The sequence below is a fragment of the Sphingomonas sp. genome (genome assembly GCF_024508665.1).
GTDB lineage: Bacteria > Pseudomonadota > Alphaproteobacteria > Sphingomonadales > Sphingomonadaceae > Sphingomonas.
The window spans coordinates 375,731-395,106 of the sequence record NZ_JANINP010000006.1 but is presented as its reverse complement, the minus strand read 5'-3'; the positions used below and the strand labels follow the sequence as shown (position 1 = coordinate 395,106).

At 64.8% G+C, this 19,376-nt stretch carries 21 protein-coding genes, 1 other RNA gene and 1 pseudogene; 10 read left to right on the top strand and 13 right to left on the bottom strand.

What is annotated here, in order from left to right; translation table 11 throughout:
* Positions 1–10: 10 nt before the first annotated feature.
* Positions 11–1,207 (top strand): glycosyltransferase, encoded by a 1,197-nt coding sequence (locus Q0L25_RS10835; protein ID WP_296614121.1) that lies wholly within the window; start codon positions 11–13, stop codon positions 1,205–1,207.
* Here the strand turns inward: Q0L25_RS10835 and Q0L25_RS10830 are convergent.
* Positions 1,185–2,642 (bottom strand): phospholipid carrier-dependent glycosyltransferase, encoded by a 1,458-nt coding sequence (locus Q0L25_RS10830; protein WP_296614120.1) that lies wholly within the window; start codon positions 2,640–2,642, stop codon positions 1,185–1,187. The genes Q0L25_RS10835 and Q0L25_RS10830 overlap by 23 nt on opposite strands.
* Positions 2,643–2,716: 74 nt before the next feature.
* On the opposite strand from Q0L25_RS10830, the gene Q0L25_RS10825 reads away from it, so the two are divergent.
* A complete protein-coding gene (locus tag Q0L25_RS10825) occupies positions 2,717–4,336 on the top strand; it encodes an alkaline phosphatase D family protein (RefSeq protein ID WP_296614118.1) in 1,620 nt (539 codons plus the stop codon).
* 136 nt (positions 4,337–4,472) lie between these two features.
* Here Q0L25_RS10825 and ubiG read toward each other — a convergent pair whose 3' ends face one another.
* Positions 4,473–5,213: a bifunctional 2-polyprenyl-6-hydroxyphenol methylase/3-demethylubiquinol 3-O-methyltransferase UbiG gene (gene ubiG / locus Q0L25_RS10820; protein WP_296614116.1), complete on the bottom strand. Its 741-nt coding sequence runs from the start codon at positions 5,211–5,213 to the stop codon at positions 4,473–4,475.
* 53 nt (positions 5,214–5,266) lie between these two features.
* Between ubiG and Q0L25_RS10815 the strand changes: the two genes are divergently transcribed.
* On the top strand, positions 5,267–6,565 hold the full coding sequence (locus tag Q0L25_RS10815; RefSeq protein ID WP_296614115.1) for an aspartate kinase: 1,299 nt from the start codon (positions 5,267–5,269) through the stop codon (positions 6,563–6,565).
* A 310-nt stretch (positions 6,566–6,875) separates the two neighbouring features.
* Here Q0L25_RS10815 and Q0L25_RS10810 read toward each other — a convergent pair.
* Positions 6,876–7,293: pseudogene (locus tag Q0L25_RS10810) on the bottom strand (secondary thiamine-phosphate synthase enzyme YjbQ).
* A 45-nt stretch (positions 7,294–7,338) separates the two neighbouring features.
* Between Q0L25_RS10810 and Q0L25_RS10805 the strand changes: the two are divergent.
* Positions 7,339–8,370 (top strand): nitronate monooxygenase, encoded by a 1,032-nt coding sequence (locus Q0L25_RS10805; protein ID WP_296614113.1) that lies wholly within the window; start codon positions 7,339–7,341, stop codon positions 8,368–8,370.
* Positions 8,371–8,395: 25 nt separating this feature from the next.
* On the opposite strand, the gene Q0L25_RS10800 is transcribed toward Q0L25_RS10805, so the two are convergent.
* Both Q0L25_RS10800 and Q0L25_RS10795 read right to left on the bottom strand, forming a co-directional pair.
* Positions 8,396–9,370 carry a hypothetical protein gene (locus tag Q0L25_RS10800; RefSeq protein ID WP_296614112.1) on the bottom strand — a complete coding sequence of 325 codons (975 nt, stop codon included), beginning with the start codon at positions 9,368–9,370 and terminating at the stop codon, positions 8,396–8,398.
* Position 9,371: 1 nt separating this feature from the next.
* On the bottom strand, positions 9,372–9,713 hold the full coding sequence (locus Q0L25_RS10795) for a PadR family transcriptional regulator (protein ID WP_296614110.1): 342 nt from the start codon (positions 9,711–9,713) through the stop codon (positions 9,372–9,374).
* Between the two features lie 101 nt (positions 9,714–9,814).
* Between Q0L25_RS10795 and Q0L25_RS10790 the strand changes: the two genes are divergently transcribed.
* Together Q0L25_RS10790 and Q0L25_RS10785 are read left to right on the top strand one after the other, a co-directional pair.
* The gene (locus tag Q0L25_RS10790) at positions 9,815–10,396 is read left to right on the top strand and encodes a YdeI family protein (protein WP_296614108.1); all 582 of its coding nucleotides are present in this window, start codon (positions 9,815–9,817) and stop codon (positions 10,394–10,396) included.
* Between the two features lie 49 nt (positions 10,397–10,445).
* Positions 10,446–11,129: a hypothetical protein gene (locus Q0L25_RS10785; RefSeq protein WP_296614107.1), complete on the top strand. Its 684-nt coding sequence runs from the start codon at positions 10,446–10,448 to the stop codon at positions 11,127–11,129.
* On the opposite strand, the gene Q0L25_RS10780 is transcribed toward Q0L25_RS10785, so the two are convergent.
* Positions 11,072–11,743, bottom strand: coding sequence for a TetR/AcrR family transcriptional regulator (locus Q0L25_RS10780; protein WP_296614105.1), 672 nt, complete (start codon positions 11,741–11,743; stop codon positions 11,072–11,074). The two genes, Q0L25_RS10785 and Q0L25_RS10780, sit on opposite strands and share 58 nt — an antisense overlap.
* Positions 11,744–11,845: 102 nt before the next feature.
* On the opposite strand from Q0L25_RS10780, the gene Q0L25_RS10775 reads away from it, so the two are divergent.
* On the top strand, positions 11,846–12,256 hold the full coding sequence (locus Q0L25_RS10775; protein ID WP_296614103.1) for a VOC family protein: 411 nt from the start codon (positions 11,846–11,848) through the stop codon (positions 12,254–12,256).
* A gap of 142 nt (positions 12,257–12,398) precedes the next feature.
* The gene (locus Q0L25_RS10770) at positions 12,399–12,872 is read left to right on the top strand and encodes an NUDIX domain-containing protein (RefSeq protein WP_296614101.1); all 474 of its coding nucleotides are present in this window, start codon (positions 12,399–12,401) and stop codon (positions 12,870–12,872) included.
* Positions 12,873–13,011: 139 nt separating this feature from the next.
* Here Q0L25_RS10770 and Q0L25_RS10765 read toward each other — a convergent pair whose 3' ends face one another.
* The 5 genes from Q0L25_RS10765 to Q0L25_RS10745 form a co-directional block, all read right to left on the bottom strand.
* Complete coding sequence (locus Q0L25_RS10765) at positions 13,012–13,611, bottom strand: hypothetical protein (protein ID WP_296614099.1); 600 nt, start codon at positions 13,609–13,611, stop codon at positions 13,012–13,014.
* A gap of 128 nt (positions 13,612–13,739) precedes the next feature.
* Positions 13,740–14,228, bottom strand: coding sequence for an NUDIX hydrolase (locus Q0L25_RS10760; protein ID WP_296615679.1), 489 nt, complete (start codon positions 14,226–14,228; stop codon positions 13,740–13,742).
* Positions 14,229–14,284: 56 nt separating this feature from the next.
* A complete protein-coding gene (locus Q0L25_RS10755) occupies positions 14,285–14,965 on the bottom strand; it encodes a hypothetical protein (RefSeq protein ID WP_296614097.1) in 681 nt (226 codons plus the stop codon).
* Positions 14,965–15,783 (bottom strand): TPM domain-containing protein, encoded by an 819-nt coding sequence (locus Q0L25_RS10750; protein WP_296614095.1) that lies wholly within the window; start codon positions 15,781–15,783, stop codon positions 14,965–14,967. The genes Q0L25_RS10755 and Q0L25_RS10750 overlap by 1 nt, the downstream gene beginning before the upstream one ends.
* A gap of 40 nt (positions 15,784–15,823) precedes the next feature.
* Positions 15,824–16,414, bottom strand: coding sequence for a LemA family protein (locus Q0L25_RS10745; RefSeq protein WP_066590604.1), 591 nt, complete (start codon positions 16,412–16,414; stop codon positions 15,824–15,826).
* Positions 16,415–16,570: 156 nt separating this feature from the next.
* Here Q0L25_RS10745 and mscL point away from each other — a divergent pair, with 156 nt between their 5' ends.
* Positions 16,571–17,005 (top strand): large conductance mechanosensitive channel protein MscL, encoded by a 435-nt coding sequence (gene mscL / locus Q0L25_RS10740; RefSeq protein ID WP_296614092.1) that lies wholly within the window; start codon positions 16,571–16,573, stop codon positions 17,003–17,005.
* Positions 17,006–17,134: 129 nt separating this feature from the next.
* Here mscL and Q0L25_RS10735 read toward each other — a convergent pair whose 3' ends face one another.
* Complete coding sequence (locus tag Q0L25_RS10735; RefSeq protein ID WP_066590611.1) at positions 17,135–17,566, bottom strand: Rrf2 family transcriptional regulator; 432 nt, start codon at positions 17,564–17,566, stop codon at positions 17,135–17,137.
* 99 nt (positions 17,567–17,665) lie between these two features.
* Here Q0L25_RS10735 and ssrA point away from each other — a divergent pair.
* Positions 17,666–18,009, top strand: a transfer-messenger RNA (tmRNA) gene (gene ssrA, locus Q0L25_RS10730).
* Between the two features lie 86 nt (positions 18,010–18,095).
* Here ssrA and Q0L25_RS10725 read toward each other — a convergent pair.
* Complete coding sequence (locus Q0L25_RS10725) at positions 18,096–19,298, bottom strand: histidine-type phosphatase (protein ID WP_296614090.1); 1,203 nt, start codon at positions 19,296–19,298, stop codon at positions 18,096–18,098.
* Positions 19,299–19,376 lie beyond the last annotated feature (78 nt).

The following is a 19,376-nucleotide window of genomic DNA, read 5'->3' as shown; positions in this document are numbered from 1 at the left end:
GCCGCCCGCGATGCTGGTCGTCGACGTCAACGAATTCTACTCGCCGACCGGCGGCGGCGTGCGGACCTATATCGACCGCAAGATGTCGATCATGGCCGACATGGGCCACGAACTGATCTGTATCGCCTGCGGCAAGGAAGATCGGGTCGAGGAACGCGCCGGCGGTGGCAAGATCATCTACATCAAATCACCGGGCCTGCCGTTCGACAAGAATTACGGCCTGTTCTCGCGTCACGAGCCGATCTGGCGCTGGCTCGACCAATTGCAGCCCGACGTCGTCGAGACGTCGTCGCCATGGCGCCCCGCCTGGATCGTCGGAAAATGGCAGGGGAGCGCGCTCAAGTCGTTCTTCATGCACAATGACAATATCGCGGCCTATCCGATGCGCTGGCTCGAAGGGCTGGCCCCGCCCGAGCAGATCGAGGACGCTTGCGCCATCTATGCGCGGTACATGAACCGGTTTCTCGCGCTCTACGACACCGTCGTCACCAACGGCCCGGCGCTGCAGAAGCGGCTGACGCGGCGTGGCGTGCGGATCGATACGGCGATGACGCTTGGCATCGAGCGCAGCCATTTCTCGCCCAGCCTGCGCGACGAAAGGTTGCGCGCCGCAATGCTGCGGCAAGTCGGCCTGCCACCCGAAGGACACCTGCTGATCGGGATCGGTCGTCATCACGGCGAAAAGCGCTGGCCGCTCGTCATCGACGCCGTGCGCATGGCGGGCGACAAATTGCCGGTTGGGCTGATGTTGCTCGGCACCGGCCCGGAGAGCAGGAGACTGGAGGCCCGGATCGACGGCAATCCGCATATCCGGCTGTTCCGCCCGGTTTACGAACGCAACGAACTCGCGCGGATCATGGCCAGCGCGGACGCGCTGATCCATGGCTCGGAGGCCGAGCCGTTCGGGCTGGTGCCGTCCGAGGCGATGGCATCGGGATTGCCGCTGATCGTCCCCGATACCGGCGGCTGTGCCGAAGTCGCCGACCCGCTGACTAGCGAAACCTATCGCGCACGCGATACCGCCGCGGCCGCGGCGGCGATCCAACGCCTGTTCGCGCGCGAACCCGCTATCCTGCGCAAGGCGGCGATCGTCGCCGCGGGCCGTGTCCGTACCGACCGCGAGCATGCGCTCGACCTGATGGCCTATTACCAGTCGCTGATCGATGCCCGCGACGGCACCGGCGTCAGCGCAGCACGTAGAGCGTAAATCTTCCGTTCAATCGGGCGATGCCGACCGCGTGCGGCGCCGCCCAGGCCGCCAGCTTCGCCTCGAGCGCGGCATCCCCGCCCTCGGCATCCGCGTCGCCCCCGACCAGCACCGCATTGGGCAGCGCCGCACCGTCCAGAGTCTTCGCAGAGACCAGGTTGAGCGCCCGCTCGCTCCCCGGATCGAGCAGATCGTGGCTGCGGAAATAGAACGGGCCCGCCGCGAAGCGCGGATCGATCGCGCGGCCGGTCGCCGCGACATATTGCGGCGATAGCGTCGCGACCATTCCGGTCACCCCTTGCTGGTCCATCGCCGCGCTCAACCGCGCCCCGTCGGTCACGGCATTGGCCATTGGCGCGCCATGCTCGGCGGTCAGCACCACCGCCTCGACCGACGGCGCCAAGCCGGCAAAGAAGAAGACCGCGAACGCGATCCGCTCCCAACGCACCGGCGGCTTCTTCTCCCACAGCAACGCCAGCCGCACGAACAAGGGCGGCAGCGCAGGCAGCAGATATTGCCGCCAGGTCGGCTCGGGCAACAGCGCCGCGACCAGCCCGGCCAGGATCAGCATGTCGAGCAATCGCGCCAGCCCCTGCTCATCACGCCGCCAGCGCGCCGCAACCGCGACGATCGCCGGCAGGGCCGTGCCCAGCGCGAGGAACTTGAGCGTATCGATCGCCTTGAACCCGAGCGACAATTTGAAGGCGCGTCCGGCATCACGGTACATCTGATCGGGAGCGAGCGCCGGGAAGGTGAGCATCTCGAACCGCGCCGCTTCAGGCGCCTGCGCGACCATCCAGCCGATCAGCGCGATCACCGGCAACGCGCCAAGCGCGATCATCGCCGGACGGTGGCGCCGGTCGAGCAAGGCCCAGACGAAATAGGCGGCCGCGGGAATGGCGTAACTGATCTTCGCTCCCGCCGCGAGCGCTAGCAGGAAGCCGGTCAGCAACGCATGGCGCGCCGCTCCCTGCCCTTGCGCGGCGCGCACGATCAGCACGATCGCGCCCGCCAGTGCCGCGGCAGGAAGTGCATCGTTGCGCGCCGTCCCGGCGCTGAACAGCAGGATGTCGGTGCCGGCGAACAAGACGGCGGCGATAATCGCCATCCGCGGCGAAGCGCCCGCTGTCCGGGCGGCACGGCCCACCATCAGCACCGCGATCGCGCCCAGCACCGCATTGAGGACCCTCAATCCCGGCCAGGCAAGCGTCCCCAGGCTGACCGCGAAGGGCGCGAACAGCACCGGCTGCAACGGCGTCTGGAAATAGGCGAAGTCGCGCCACGGCAGCGCGTTGCGCGCCAGGATCGCGGCGGCGACATATTGGCTCTCGTCGTGATTGACCGGCCGCAGCACCGACAGCACCGCGAACAGGAAGATCAGACCCAGGACCAGCGGCACGCCCGCTTGCCCCCCGCGCATCATCCGTAGCAACATGGCGGCGTCCGTACCGGACCTGTCACGAACGCGCCATATGAAGCGCGCAAGGAGGCGGGGAAAAGGGAGAGCCTATGCTTCGGATCGATCGCCGTTCGCTTCTCGTCACCGGGACCTTGGGGCTGGGCGCCTGGAGCATCCCAGGGTTCGCACAGACGATCAACGTCAGCAACGCGACCGGTTTTACCCATTCGGTCGCGAGCGGCGAACCGGCCAGCGATTCGATGCTGTTATGGACGCGCTACGTCCCGGCCGACGGCAAGCCCGTCCATCTGACGGTCGAGCTTTCCGAACAGCCCGATTTCGCCAAAATCGCCGGCAACGGCATGGCGATCACCGGGCCGTGGCGCAACTGGACGACCAAGATCACCGTCGATGGGCTCGAGCCGGGCACCAGCTATTTCTATCGCTTCGTCGGCCCCGACGGGTCGAAGTCGCCGACCGGCCGGACGCGTACCTTGCCGACGGGATCGCAAGCCAAATCGTTCAAGGCCGCGATCTTTTCCTGCTCGAACATGCCGTTCGGCTATTTCAACGCTTATGGCCATGCGGCGGCGCGCGACGATATCGACCTCGCCATCCATCTCGGCGACTATTTCTACGAATATAAGACCGGTGGTTATCCCGCCCCCAAGGACGCAGTGCGCTCGACCGAGCCCGCCAACGAACTGGTCCACCTTGCCGATTATCGCATCCGCTATGCGAGCTATCGCAGCGACCCCGACCTCCAGGCGCTGCACGCCCGGTTGCCGATGATCGTGCAATGGGACGATCACGAATCGGCCAATGATTCGTGGGAAGGCGGCGCCGAGAACCATCAGCCCGACGAAGGCGACTGGACGCTGCGCAAGCTGGCCGCGATCCAGGCCTATCGCGAATGGATGCCGGTCAGCGACGAGCCGTGGAAGGCGTACGATATCGGCGATCTCGCGACCCTGTTCCGCACCGAAACGCGCGTGCTGGCGCGCACCGAACAGCCCGATATCGCACCCCTGTTCAAGGCAGCCGACCCGATCGCGGCGCTGAAGGCGTTCCGCGACGGCCCGTGGATGGATCCGGCCGCGACGATGATGGGGACGCAGCAGGAAGACTGGCTGTTCCACGCGATGCGCCGATCGGTCGCTGCCGGGCAGACATGGCAGCTGGTCGGATTCGGCACGATCCTGGGCGAGACGGTGATGCCCGCCGCCGCGCTGAATTGGGTCGACCCCAATGCCAGCGAGCGGGCGAAGAATTACGTCCTCGCCGGCATCCAGGCAGGGAAACTCGGCCTGCCGTTCAATTACGACAATTGGGGCGGCTATCCCGCTGCCCGTGCCCGCTTCCTGCGCGCCGCGCAGGGCACCAACGCCAATCTGGTGGTGATCTCGGGCGACAGCCACAATGGCTGGGCGTTCGACCTCAAGCAGGACGGCAAGGCGGCGGGCGTCGAATTCGCCGGGCACAGCGTGACCTCGCCCGGCTACGAACACGAAGTGAAGATCGATCCAAAAACCGTCGCCGCCGGGCTGGTGGCGGGCAATCCCGAGCTCAAATGGTGCGATACCTCGCACCGCGGCTACATGGCGCTGACGATCACGCAGGAGACGGTGTCGAACGACTGGCTGTTCGTCGATACGATCCGAGCGAAGTCGAGCAATGCGGTGGTCGGGCACAGCACGACGGTGGCGCGTGGGCGGAATGTGATGGCGTAATATTTCCTCTCCCTTTGGGAGAGGAAGGGAGCCGCGAAGCGGCGGAAAGGTGAGGGTAGGAAAGAGCCACCGAGCTCGACCCTCACCCTTCCGCGCCCTTAGGGCGCTCCTTCCCTCTCCCGCAGGGAGAGGGAACTTACCCCCGGACAGCAGTCAGGAAGTAATTCAATTTCGTGTCGTCGCTCACGGCAAAGCCCTGACCCGGCGAGAAGCTCAGCCCGCTGATGTCGATCACCTTCAGCCCCGCATCCTCGACCAATACGGTCAGTTCCTCCGGCGTCAGGAACTTGCTCCAATCATGCGTCCCCTTGGGGATCATCCCGCTGCCCTCACCCACCGTGATCATCGCCAGCCGCGACATGGCGGTGCGGTTCGGCGTCGACAGGATCATCAGTCCATCATCGGCCAGCGCGCCGGCCAGTCCGGCGACGAACGCCGCCGGATCGGTGACGTGCTCGATCACTTCCATGCTGGTGACGAGGTCGAACCGCTCGCCGGCCAATAGCTCGACGCTCCCCGCGCGATAGTCGATCGCCAGTCCCGATTGCGCGGCATGCGTGCGCGCCACGCCGATATTCTCCGCCGCCGCGTCGATTCCAGTGACCGCCGCGCCCAAGCGGGCAAGCGGCTCGCACAGCAACCCCGCGCCGCAGCCGATATCGACCGCGCGCTTGCCCGTCAGCGGCGCGAAGCTCGTCGGATCGCCGCCCCAATGCGCGTCGACCTGCCGCCGGATATAGCCCAGCCGCGGCGGGTTGAGCCGGTGGAGCATCGCCGACGACCCCTTGGGATCCCACCAGTCGCGCGCCAGCTTGCCGAAATGGGCGGCTTCATCGGGGTCGATAGTGGTTACAGACGTTACGGTTGCGCTTGTCATCGCGGCTTCCTATCAGGCGCGCCTCTCCAATCCAAAGGACTTCCGCTCCTCCGATGGCCGCGACCCCTGCCCGTATCGTCATGAAGTTCGGTGGGACGTCGATGGCGGGGATCGAGCGAATCCGCAACGTCGCCAATCGCGTCAAGCGCGAGGTGGATGCCGGCAATCAGGTCGCCGTGGTGGTATCGGCGATGGCCGGCGAGACCGACCGGCTGGTCAATTTCTGCCGCGAGGCGTCGTCGCTCTACGATCCCAAGGAATATGACGTCGTCGTCTCCGCGGGCGAGCAGGTCACGTCGGGCCTGCTGGCGATCGCGCTTCAGGCGATCGGCGTGCCGGCACGCAGCTGGCTCGGCTGGCAATTGCCGATCCATACCAGCGACGCACATGCTTCGGCCCGGATCGAGGAGATCGACACCACCGCGCTCGACCGCGCGCTGGCCTCGGGCGAGGTCGCGGTGATCCCTGGCTTCCAGGGCGTCGCCGACAGCGCCGATGGCGAACAGGGCCGCGTCACCACGCTCGGCCGCGGCGGATCGGATACCTCGGCGGTGGCGGTGGCAGCGGCGATGAAGGCCGATCGCTGCGACATCTACACCGATGTCGACGGGGTCTACACGACCGACCCGCGCATCGTGCCGAGGGCGCGCAAGCTCAAGAAGGTCACATACGAGGAAATGCTCGAGCTCGCGAGCGTGGGAGCCAAGGTGCTCCAGACGCGCTCGGTCGGGCTCGCGATGAAGGAAAATGTCCGCGTCCAGGTGCTGTCGTCGTTCACCGGCGATGATGCGCCGATGGCGGACACGTTGCCCGGGACGATGATCGTGGGCGAAGAGGAGATCGACGATATGGAACGCCAGCTGATCACCGGCATCGCGCATGACAAGAACGAAGCGAAGATCACGCTGACCAACGTGTCCGACACGCCGGGATCGGTCGCGGCGATCTTCGTGCCGTTGGCCAAGGCCAATATCAACGTCGACATGATCATCCAGAATATCGCCCACCAGTCGCAGGGGCGCACGGGATCGACCGACGTTACCTTCACCGTTCCGGCGGTCGACCTGGCGCGGACGATCCAAGCGCTCAACGAGGCGAAGGAGTCGATCGGGTTCGACGAGCTGGTCCACGACACCCGGGTCGCCAAGATCTCGGTGGTCGGCGTCGGCATGAAGAGCCATGCCGGCGTCGCGTCGAAGATGTTCACTACGCTCGGCGAGCGCGGGATCAACATCCAGGCCATCTCGACCAGCGAGATCAAGGTCAGTGTGCTGATCCACGAGGATGAGACCGAACTCGCGGTGCGCGTGCTGCATACGGCCTATGGGCTCGATGCGGAGGAAGCGGCGTAATCTTATCAAGCCCCTCCCCTTCAGGGGAGGGTTTGGGTGGGGACTCTCCACCAGCGGGTTGCTTGGGGCACCGCCCCACCCGCCAACCCTCCCCTGAAGGAGGGGTATCGCATATGGAACTCGAGCAGTTTATTCGTCGTCACCCCGGCCTTGTGCCGGGGTCCAACCCTCCACAACGGAATCGAGCCGTTGTTGCGCATGGGATGCCGGAACAAGTCCGGCATGACGGTTCAGCTCAGTTGATCGGCGCTGCCCCACCCCAAATCCATAAGCGATAGCCCTGCCCCTGAAGGGGAGGGACTTTCGGACTTCATTCGCCGATCAGATGCAGCGCCAACGTCCGTGCATGCGGCGCATGACGGTGTTCGAACACGTAGATCCCCCTGCCACGTCCCCAACGTCAGCCGGCCGCCGATCACCGGGATCGTCAGGCTGGTCTGGGTCAGCGCGGCGCGCAGGTGCGCGGGCATGTCGTCGGGGCCTTCGTCGTCATGCTCGTACTCGCTCGATTCCGACGCGATGCGGGCGAAATAGCGTTCGAGGTCGCGGCGCGCGGCGGGTGCGGCATTCTCCTGGATGACGAGCGAGGCCGAAGTGTGGCGGATGAACACCGTCAACAGGCCGGTCTCGATGCCGCTATCCGCGATCCAGCGGCAAATCCTGTCAGTGCAATCGTGCAACCCCTGGCCAGGGGTCCGCACCGTCAGCTCGGTGGCGTGCTGTCGCATGACACGGGCTTGCCCCAAACCCCCGGGCAAGGCTAGTGCCGCGGCATGACTTCCCCTTCATTGATCGGCGCCGAGCGCCTCAAGCGGCGCATGGCGCGCGGCGTGGAATTCCTTGGTTCCGAGGTCGCCATCCTGTGCGGCGCGATGTCCTGGGTGAGCGAGCGCCATCTCGTTTCGGCCATCTCCAACGCGGGCGGATTCGGGCTGATTGCATGCGGCGCGATGACTCCGGAATTGCTCGACAAGGAGATCGCCGGGACCAAGGAACTCACGTCGAAGCCGTTCGGCGTCAACCTGATCACCATGCACCCGCAGCTCTTCGACCTGATCGAGGTGTGCAAGAAGCATGAGGTCGGGCACGTCGTCCTGGCGGGCGGGCTGCCGCCGGCGGGATCGCTCGATGCGATTAAGGCCAACGGCGCCAAACTGATCTGCTTCGCCCCCGCGCTCGCGCTCGCCAAGAAGCTGATCCGCTCGGGCGTCGACGCTTTGGTCGTCGAAGGCATGGAGGCCGGCGGCCATATCGGCCCGGTGTCGACCAGCGTGCTGGCGCAGGAAATCCTGCCCGAGGTCGCCGAGCAGGTGCCGGTATTCGTCGCCGGCGGGATCGGCCGCGGCGAGGCGATCGCAGCCTATCTCGACATGGGCGCGGCAGGCGTCCAGCTCGGCACGCGCTTCGCCTGTGCGACCGAATCGATCGCCCACCCCAATTTCAAGAAGGCGTTCTTCCGCGCCAATGCCCGCGATGCGGTCGCCAGCGTGCAGATCGACCCGCGCCTGCCCGTCATTCCGGTCCGCGCGCTCAAGAATGCCGGGACCGAATTGTTCACCGCCAAGCAGGTCGAGGTCGCGCAGGCGCTGAACGACGGCAGCGTCGAAATGGCCGAGGCGCAGCTGCAGATCGAACATTATTGGGCAGGCGCGCTGCGCCGCGCAGTGATCGACGGTGATGTCGAGCATGGCAGCCTGATGGCCGGCCAGTCGGTCGGCATGGTCAACAAGGAAGAGCCCGTCGCGGACATCATCGCGCAATTGATGGCCGAGGCAGCGCACGCGCTGGAAAAGCGCGCGGCATAGCCGTCCGCCTTCGATCAGCCAGCCGTCAGATCATCTTCGCGCCCGTCGTCCCTGGACGCGACGTGGCGAGCCGCCACAGTTCCTGAAAGCACTGGACCACCATGATCGCTCCGACCAGGACGATCGCCCAGCGGATGCCGACGTTCACGCCGCGATCGATCTGCGCCAATTTGTCCGCGGCGAGCGTACCGCTCGCGGTGAGCCAATGGCCCGCTCGATGGATTACATAGGCGAGACCAAGCCCGCCCGCCCCGGTACCGATCGCGAGTAGTGCCTGCGCCCCCTTCCAACGCGGCCGTAGCCACTGGATGAGGTTGAAGACGAGGCGCGCGACCATCAGCGCGAGCACCGGCCACCACAGCAGGGTCCAGATCGGATCCGGCGTGAGAATCAGTCCCTTTGTGTTGCCGAAATATGCCGGGAACGGCACCCATCCGCACCACCACAGGATGAAATAGACGCCGATCGCGACCTCGAACGCCGGTCCCCAGGCACCGGGCTGCTTGTCCTTCACCTCGGGCAAGTCCTGCGGCCGCCATTTGGCGAGGTGGTCGGCCGGGAAGCCGGCACGTTCGAGCGCATAGAAGATCGCGACCACGGCGCCGAAGCCGAACACAGCCGAACTCAACAGGTTAGCAGTCGCGCCGATCGCGGCGTGGACGATGTCGGCGTGACCGAACACCACGCTCGACGCGGCGGTCACGGCGAACGCGATCGCCAGGAATATTGCCACGATGCGCAAGGTCGCGACGAAAAACGGAAAAGCGTCCGGCCCGATTAAATATTGCTGCGACCGATAGCGCGAGGCGACCAGCAGCGGGTGGCCCATATCCTTGATCAGAGCGGCGACCTCTTTCTTGTCGAGCGGACGTCCGAGCGCGTCCTCGCGCACTTCCTGGCGCGTGAGCAGATCGTCGCGGATCTCCGCCACGATATCGTCGGCCTTGTCTGCGGGCAGGCGCCGCGCGATCGCGGCGAGATAGCGGTCGATCAGGTCCATCTCATTTGTCCTTTTCGGTAAGGCGCAGGATCGATTCTGAAATCGCATTCCATTCGCGGAGCAAGGCGGCGAGCGTGTCGGTGCCATCGACCGAAAGGCGGTAGAATCGCTTGGTTCGTTTCGCCTCCTCGCGCCATTCGCTGATCAACAGGCCTTGCGATTCTAGGCGGCGCAGCAGCGGGTAAAGCGCGCCTTCGTCGATCAGCAGCCCGGCATCCTCGAGCGACTGGCGCAACGTATAGCCATAGCGTTCCTCGCGAAGCGCCCCGAGCACGGCGAGCACCAGCGATCCCCGACGAAGCTCGATGCGCAATTTTTCGAATATGTCGTCGTCGACCGGCATGAGCTGTGCTTTACATAGTGTGCGTTATACACTGTGTGTCACACAGTGCTTGAGCTGTCAACCACCGCGATGCCAAGGGAACGTCAGGTCGAAGGAGCGCGATGGTGGAAGAACGCGGCGGATTGCCGGTACTGGATTTCGTCGACGCCGAAGCGTGGGAGGCGTGGCTGGCGACGACCGCCGGAAAGGCTCCCGGGATATGGCTGAAGATCGCCAAGGCGGGGAATGGCGCGTCGAGCCTGACCAAGGCGGAGGCGATCGATGGCGCCTTGTGTCACGGCTGGATCGATGGGCAGATCGACAAATATGACGAGGCCTGGTTCCTGACCCGCTTCACACCGCGCAAGCGCACCAGCAAATGGTCGGAGAATAACCGCAAGCGCGCGGAGCAACTGATGGCTGACGGCCGCGTGGCCACGGCGGGACTGGTCGAGATCGAGGCGGCCAAAGCCGATGGACGATGGGATACGGCCTATGCCCCAGCCTCGACCGCGGCGGAGCCGGAGGATTTGAAGGCTGCGCTGGATGCAACACCAGCGGCGCGGGCGTTCTTCGACTCGCTTACCGGATCCAATCGCTACGCGATTTTGTACCGCGTGGAGACCGCGAAGAAACCGGAAACGCGGGCTGCGCGGATCGAGAAATTCGTCGGCATGTGCGCGCGCGGCGAGACGATCCATTGAAGGGCGGCGATGTGGCGATACCGACTCGGGAGCATCCTTCTTGGTCAAAATGAAGCGAATGACCGTACGATGCGCGCTGGCTATGCTGGCGCTCGCCGCATCGCCTGCACCAGCCTCCTGGCCGGACACGCCCGTCGCCAGGCTCGAAGCGCTGGCCGAGCTCCAGACGTTGAACGCCGACCTGTTGAGCCATGACAGCGCGACCTTGACGCTCGACCGCTGGTGCGCGCACCACCATCTCGCCGATGGCGCGAGGATCGTCGCGGATCGCGTCCGCGGCCAGGACAAGCCACCGCCCGCCGCGGTCCGTGAGCAGCTGCATGTCGAGGCCGGCCAGCCGATCGCCTATCGCCGGGTGCGATTGCGCTGCGGCGAGTATTTCCTATCCGAGGCCGATAATTGGTACGTCCCGTCGCGCCTCACGCCCGACATGAACCAGGCGCTAGAAACCAGCGATGCGGCGTTCGGTCGCGTCGTTCAACCGCTTCGGTTTCAGCGGCATACGGTATCGGCGACGTTGCTATGGTCGCCGTTACCTGAGGATTGGGACAGCGGCGGCGCTCCCTTGCCGCGCGCCAATCCGGGCGCATCCTTGCCGATTCCCGACAAGGTCATCGAGCATCAGGCCGTGCTGACGCGCGGCGATGGCGAACCGTTCAGTTACGTGGTCGAGACCTATACCGGCGCGGTGCTCGACTTTCCTCCGGCGTTCGGCCGGTCCCGCACTCCATAAAGAGCGAGAAAAGCCTCGACCGAGGCGTCGGCATGCCGTTCCAGCTCGACCCTTGATCGGGGATGGCGGTTGCCCGTGAACATCGCTTCGTTCATCGGAATCCAGAGGAGCATGCCGAAGAAATGGCTGGCGGCGAGCTCGGGATCATCGGCGCGCATCAGGCCCTGCGCCGACAGTTTTCGAAAGCAGGACGCCATCGTCCCGAGCATCCGCTCGAAACCCTTTTCGTACCAATCGCGGCCCAGGCTCGGCATCCGATCGGCATTGGCAATGATCAGGCGGCGGAGCTTCACCAACTCGTCGTCCAGCAATGTCGTCACCACCAGTCGCCCGAGCTTGGCCAAGCCGCCTTGCCGGAATTTGGTGTCGGATAGCAGGTTCGTCACCAACTCGACGATGTCGTTCGCTCCCGCGGCCGTCGAGCGGACGACCTCTCCAAACAATGTCTCCTTGTCGGTGAAATGCTTGTAGATGGTCTGTTTGGAGACCGCCGCCTTGGTGGCGATCTCCTCCATGCTGGTGCCGTCATAACCCTTGCTGATGAAGGTCGCGGCCGCCGCCCGGATGATGTCGCGCTCCTTGCGCTCCGATCTCGTCTCGCCGTCAGTTTTCATGCGCCCTCATCAACCCAGTACTAGACAGTACCGCCACCGAACGCTAGCGCGGATACAGTACTAGTCGGTCTAGTACTGAATGGGCCAAAAACGGAGCTGAGCATGCCTAAAATGATCTTCGTGAACCTCCCCGTGCGCGATCTGGCGGCTTCCACCGCCTTTTATGTCGCCTTGGGCGGCACGGTTAACCCGCAGTTTTCGGGTGAAACCTCGACGTCGCTCATGTTCTCGGACACGATCTTCGTCATGCTTCTCACCCACGCGCATTACGGCGAATTCACCAAGCGTCCGATCGCCGACGCGCATGCTGCCAGCCCGTTGCTGCTGGCGCTGTCGGCCGACAGCAAGGAAGACGTGGACGCCATCGTCGATCGCGCCGCGGCGGCGGGCGGCACCGCCGATCCCGATCCGGCGCAGGATCTGGGTTTCATGTACAATCGCCATGTCGAGGATCTCGACGGCTATGTCTGGGAGATCATGTGGATGGACCCGGCAGCGATCGGCGGCGCCTGAGAGGCCGGATAAGGGCTAGGGTCACCGGGCTGCGTCGGTTTACCAAAGGGTGGAATTCACACGATCGCTGCGCCACCATGCACATTCGGGTGAATTGGTAACCGCGCGCCGCAGCCCGGCGTTCGCGCGAAGGAGGCCGGGGATGGCGTGGACGCATCGGCTGGCCGGCAAGGCGGCGCGGATCGTATGGCGGATCACGAGGCCGCGGACGATCGGAGTTCGCGCCATCCTGCTCGATCGGGATGGCCGCATCGCACTGGTGCGACACACCTATATGGAGCACTGGTATCTGCCCGGCGGCGGGGTGAATAAAGGTGAGAGTATCGACGCCGCTCTATTCCGCGAGCTCGCGGAAGAAGTCGGCGTGACCGACGCCAGGATCGAGCGTGTCCTCGGCGTCTATCACAGCCGGCGCGAGGGCAAGGACGACCATATCGTCATTTTCGTGGTGCAGGGCGGTCCCGATGCGAGCGCCGAGTTCCGCCGCGCCGATCTGGCCGAAATAGAGGAAGCCGCCTGGTTCGCGCCGGACGCCCTGCCCGCGCCGCTATCCCCCGCCACCGCTCGCCGCATCGCCGAATATCGGCAAGGCGCGACGGGGACCGGCCCATGGTAGATCGGGGTGCTCGGGAACCGGATGCAATAAGCGCCGTTCGCAGCGAAGTACGACGATCGCTAGGTCGGGAACCCATGAATGACAGCTATCGCTATGCGGATCGAACGGCGAGATTTGGGTGGCAAGCTGCCTGGCCTATTCAGCGACAGGCTCCGATTTGCGGACATTGTCTCTGCGCGATCACGCGATCGACGATGATCTCCTGTCCCGACATGCCCATATGGCCATAATTGCCCGGATACATAGTTTTTCGACCAATGAACTCGATGAACACCCTTCGTCCACCTTGTTGCCATTTGTGACCTAATTTGGCCCGATCGACGTCAAGCCAAATCGTCGCAGCGATCGCTTGATCGGCTTTCTTCTGCCATTCGGGTGATTGCGGATTCCCGCGCGGCCATTCGGGCGCCCTCGTTCCCTCCGGTATGAACTTCTGACCTTCGAATTCATCGATCCAGACGCCCCGATATCGCCGTGGGGCGTCCATTTTATAGCATTGGTCGGTTGGCACAAACCCGATAACGCCGGCTTCGATGTGGTAAGCGCAAGGCGCCTCGCGTATTAAACGCCCGTCGTATCGATAGCAGCCGTGCCCCTCATCGATTGAGGCGCACGGTTTTTCAAGAAACCGCGCCCGTTGCTGATCTTCCGCGCGAACGAACACTTCCGGTTTGGGAAGAATAAACTGCCCGAATGCCTGGGTGCTGATCCCAGTCATGGCACAGACCAGCACGAACATGAGCCGCTTTCCCAACGTAGGTGCTCCTCGAATCAGCGCTCAAAGGACAGACAGATTGCCAGTTGCTCAGACATGCTGCATCGTTGGATTATTGTCGGCAAGTCAGTCGCTTGCCGCCCGACGGCTCTTTATGCGTCTACGATCTCATCGGAAAGCAGCGACGGCCCAAGCAGCGTCAGCAACTTCACGTCGATCGCCACCCCCGCGGCGCGGCGCTCGGCGATGAAGTCGGTTATCGTCGCCATCGGCACGCGGTGGACAATGATATTCTCATCCGCCGTTCCGCCGCCCTCGCCGACCCGTGTCAGCCCCTCCGCGCGGATCAGCGTGAAACACTCGCTGACCATGCCGGGCGAGGCGTAGAACGTCCCCAGCGAGGTGCAGGTCGCGGGACGATAGCCGGTTTCCTCTTCCAGCTCGCGCGCGGCCGACATTTCGGCGGTTTCGCCTGCATCCTCATCGCCGATCAGACCGGCGGGCAATTCCAGGCAGGCGCGGCCCAGCGGCACGCGATATTGCTCGACCAGGATGACATGGCCCTGATCGATGGCGATGATCACCGCCGCTTCGACCCCGCCGACGCGGCCGACATATTCCCAGCGGCCGCGTTTCTTCATTTCGAGAAAGCGGCCCTTCCAGACGGTTTCCTCGATCGCGTCGGCGTCGGTGACGCTCACAATTCGATCAGCCGGTCGGGGAGTTCGTTCACGTCGCTTTCCGTCTTGGGGAAATGTTCGGCGACGATGGTGCCGATCGCGGTCACCGCGGCGGCCATGCCATCGCCCGGATGCCCGGCACGGACCCGATCGATCAGCGCGGCCATCGCCGCGCCCCAGCGTTCGGGCGGGACCTTGGCATGGATCGCTTCGTCGGCGACGATCTCCGCCAGCCTTTCATCGAGCGAGAGGTAGAGCAACACTCCTACCCGCGCGGCGGTGCGGCGTTCGGCGCCGACCTTGAAATACTGGATCGCGCGACGCCGCACGCGGCGCGACCGCACCGCCTTGGGCGTCAGCGCCATCCGCAATGGCGACCAATAAAGCGCGCCCCGGATCAGCAGCAACACGGCGGCCTCGACCACCATCAGCGCGAAGAACGACCGCCCCAGATTGACTCCACCTTGCCAGCCGTTCTGGAACCAGGCGATCTTGTCCTCGATCGCGGTAGGATTGAGCGCCGCGATCCCCGCCACCAGCAACATCGCGACTATGCCGAGGTTGAGGCCGATATCGTGATAGGGGTCCGATCGCGGCGCCACGATCGTGACGATCTCGGCATCGGTGCCGGCCTCGGCCGTCGTGACCGCTTTGGTCACCTGCTCGCGTTCGGCCGGGGTCAGGATCGGTCCGCGCATCACCAGCTTCCCGACGCGCCGCCGCCGCCGAACGATCCGCCGCCGCCCGAAAAACCGCCACCGCCGCCGCCCCAGTCGCTGCCCCCGCTGCTCCAGCCGCTCGACGACGATCCGCCGCCACCCCAGCCGCCGCCCAGGCCCGGGCCCCACAGGATCACCGGTCCGCGCCCGCCGCGATACTTCCGGCCGCGCGCGCCGCGAAAGACGATCGGCAGCACGAAGAACAGGATGATGAAGATCCAGAAAATTGCGACGAAGCCGTCCGATGACGAGCCCGACGACCGCGCCGCCTGCGGTTGCGCGGCTGCCGCCTTGACCCGCGCCTCGGCGGCTTCGGGTGGCGCCTTCATCTGCTCGGCGATTGCCTGCGCGCCCGCCATGATACCGCCCGCCATGTCGCCGGCGCGAAATTTGGGCAGGATCTGGTCGTCGATGATCGTCTGGGCCAAGGCATCGGTCATGATCGGCTCGAGCCCATAGCCGACCTCGATCCGCACTTTGCGCTCATTGGGTGCGACGATCAGGATGATCCCGTTATTGGCGTCCTTTTGCCCGATCTTCCATTCGCGGCCGAGCTTGTAGCCGTAATCCTCGATCGGATAGCCCTGCAGATCGGGAATCGTCGCCACCACGAACTGGCGCTGAGCGACGTTGCCGACATCGGTCGACAGCGCCTCGAGCTGCTGCCTCTGCGCCGGGCTGAGCAGGTTCGCGGCATCGACCACGCGCCCGGACAACGGCGGAAAAGTCTGCGCGGACGCGAGCTGCGGGACGATCAGCAGCGCGAGCATCAACAGCAGCGCCCGAAGAATCCTCATACGGACTCTCTCCGCAGCGGATGCACTAAGGTCACGATGGTCAGTTCGTATTGCCGAAATCGACCGTCGGGTTGGTCTCGGCACCCGGCTGCGCCTGGAACGGAACCATCGGCTTGGCGCCGTAGAAGACCTTCGCGCCGATCGCGTCGGGGAAGGTGCGGATCCGCGTGTTATACGCCTGGACGGCGGTATTATAGTCGCGGATCGCGATCGTGATGCGGTTGTTGCTGCCCTCGATCTCGGTGATCAGCGAGCGGAAATTTTCCTGGCTCTTGAGATCGGGATAGGCCTCTACCGTCGCCAGCAGCCGGCCGAGCGACGCGCCCAACTGGTTCTGCGCGGCCTGGAAGCTCGCGATCTTGGCCGGATCGGTCAGGTCGGTGGCGTTGACCTGGACCCGCGTCGCATTGGCGCGCGCGTTGATCACGTCGGTCAGGATCTTGCCTTCGGACGCGGCACTGCCCTTCACCGTCGCGACGACGTTGGGGATGGTGTCGGCGCGGCGCTGATAGGCGGCCTGGACGTCCGCCCAGCGCGCCTTGGCATTTTCCTCAGCGGTGGGAACGGAGTTGATCCCGCAAGCCGACAGCATCGCCATCGCGGCCAGCACGATCATCGCACGAAACTTCATCTAGCTACCCTCCAGTGCCCCTTGCTTGGCGCAATGTAGTGACGCCCGGCGTCGTCGTGAAGCGGATTCGGTTGCGTGGGCGCAACGGCGGCCGCTTGCATCCATGCCAACCGGGCCTAGGCTGTGCCGGCCTGATACAGCGAAAGGGGCTTGATCATGTTCAAGGAATTCAAGGCGTTCATTGCCCGCGGCAACGTGCTCGACCTGGCGGTCGCGGTGATCATCGGCGCGGCATTCGGCAAGATCGTCACCTCGCTGACCGACGACATCATCATGCCGCTGATCGGCAAGGTGTTCGGAGGACTCGATTTCTCGAGCCATTTCATCATCCTCTCGCCCGAAAAGGTGCCGCCGGCGCTGGCCGGATCGACCGACTATGCCGCGCTGAAGAAAGCCGGTGTCGCCTTGTTCGGCTATGGCGAGTTTATCACCGCCGCGGTCAATTTCCTGATCATCGCGTTCATCATCTTCCTGATGGTCCGCGCGGTGAACCGCGTCGCGCCCAAGCCCGAGGAAGCAGCACCTGCGGATCCCGCCGATGTCGTGCTGCTGCGCGAAATCCGCGACGAATTGCGCGCGCGGAAAGGGTGAATATTAGCCCCTCCCCTTCAGGGGAGGGGTTGGGGTGGGGCCTCTCACGGACGATTGGCTTGAGGCACTCCCCCACCCCTAACCCCTCCCCTGCAGGGGAGGGGCTTAGAGTGTCGCAGTCTCCGAATCTTACGCCGCCGCGAGGTCCTCGCTGACCGCATCGGCCAAGCTGGTACCGTCGAGGATGCGCGCGGTTTCGTCGCGGACGCGTGCCATGGCATGGCGGATCGCGCAGGCAGCCTCATCCTTGCAATCGGCGCAGCGGCGATAGGCGGTGCGGCTGACGCAGGGCACCAACGCCAATGGTCCCTCGATCACGCGAATGATCTCTCCCAGCGAGATCAGATGGGTTGGGCGCGACAGGCAGTAACCACCGGTCTTGCCGCGATGGCTGTGCAGAAAGCCGGCCTCGCGAAGATCGGCCAGGATCAGTTCGAGAAATTTGCGCGGGACGTTGGCGTTTTCGGCGATCCGGTTCATCGGGATCGGGGGGCTGCCTGCGGGAGCTTCAGCCAGATAGAGCATCGCGCGAAGCGCGTAACGGGAACGCTGCGTCAACATAATGGGTAACCTTATTACCCAATAATGTGGCGACCGAAAGGCGGAGGTCCGGGAAAACTGGGGTTTTTTGCCGGTGGGCACCCCTGCCCCCCGCACCCACTACTTTTCTTTAAGCGCGCAGGCCCTATATTGGTCGGGCCGGGCAACCGGCTATGGCGATAAATGATGGCGTGCAATAGACGCAGCGGACCCGGGGGCAGTACCCGGCGGCTCCACCAGAAATGGTGGTGTATCTGGACACCGTTTCTGACGGGGCCGAACCAGGATCGACGTGTGTTGAAAAGCGCTGACGTTCGCTCAGAACGGGCCACTGTGACGGCTCATTACACAAGTGCCAACGATAACGAAGCACTCGCTATTGCGGCGTAACCCCAAGGCCTAACGGCTTAAGGTTACTCTAAAATGCGCGGTTGGACCGCACCGGGCAACAGAAGCGGATTCCAGCGGCCGCCAGGGGGGCCGGGCAACAGAACCCCCTGGACTTCAAGAGCTCGGAGCACCGGGCAATAGAAGCTCCCCACTTACTCCCCTATTTCTCCGACATTACCGTCTGGAACTGGGCCAGCGTGCACAGTCCGGCGATGCCGCGTGCGCGACATCCCGTGATGGGCAGCACCTGGCGATAGCCCGGCGCGGCGCCGGCGCGGAGCTGGTCGAGCGTCTGGGCGCGATAATAGGCGCGGACATAGGCGTTGCCGCCCGCATCCGTCAGTCGTTCGAGGATGATCGCCCCACCCGGCGCGGGATCGTCGGCGGCGAAGCCCGGCACATGCCAGTGCAGACCCAGCATCCCGCCGAGATTGGCGACATTGGTGTCGTGGCCTGAGATCATCGCCAGTCTTGGTCCCTCACCCGCCATCGCGCGCAGGATCGCCGGGACCAGGCCCACCAGATTCGCGGCGGCGATGGGTTTGGGCCGCGCTAGGATGGCGAATTCGAGCGCGTGGAATTCGGACAAGGCCGTGACGTCCGCGGCAGTCGCGCGGCCCCAGCCGACCTCGCGCATCGGCTTGCCATCGGCATATTCGAGCAACAGGATCTGCGCCGCGGTCGACGCACGGTCGAGCGCGCCAGTCAGATCCGGGCGCTTGTTGGATTGGGCTGGCGCGATCGCGCTTTTTTCCGCGCCGACCCCGCAGGTCGGTTTCTGCGCGCACAGAATCGTGTCGAGCTTGCTGAGCAACGGCCGCATCCGCGCCTCGACGGCGGCGATTCCGCCCGGTCCGATCGCCTTGGCCATGGCCGCATTGGCCGCGGGAACGTCGACCGTACCCAGCCCCTGTTCGATCGCCGAAAAACGCGGATCGTCCGTACCCTGCGGCCGATGGTCGACCGGCACTGGGCAGCCCGGCGCCAAAGTGCCGGCATAAGCCTGGGCCGTGGCGATCGTCCGCTGGTCGCTGTCGGCGATGATCGCGGCATCGGGACAGCCGCGCGCAAATAAGCCAGCGCGCATGTAAAAAGCGCGGTCGGCGGCGCCGATCGTCGCGACGGCCTGCGCGCCATGCTGGGTCAGCCAGCCCGGATTGACCGACCAGCCAGGCCAGGCATCGGCCGCGTATCGCGCCGGCATCGCCGGATTCTTGGTCGGCGGACGGATGCCGTGGCGCATCATTACCACGACGCGGTCGACCGTCAGCATATCGGCCGACATTCTTGCCGACACCGCCGTACCGAGCGCGAAGGTCAAGCCGAGCAACGCCGCCGCTCCCACCGTCCACCATCTTGCCATCTCGCTTCTCCCGCTGTCGCAAGCTGCTTGCCGGGAGAATGTTACAGATTCGAGAGCGTGGCGCATGATGCCCATGGC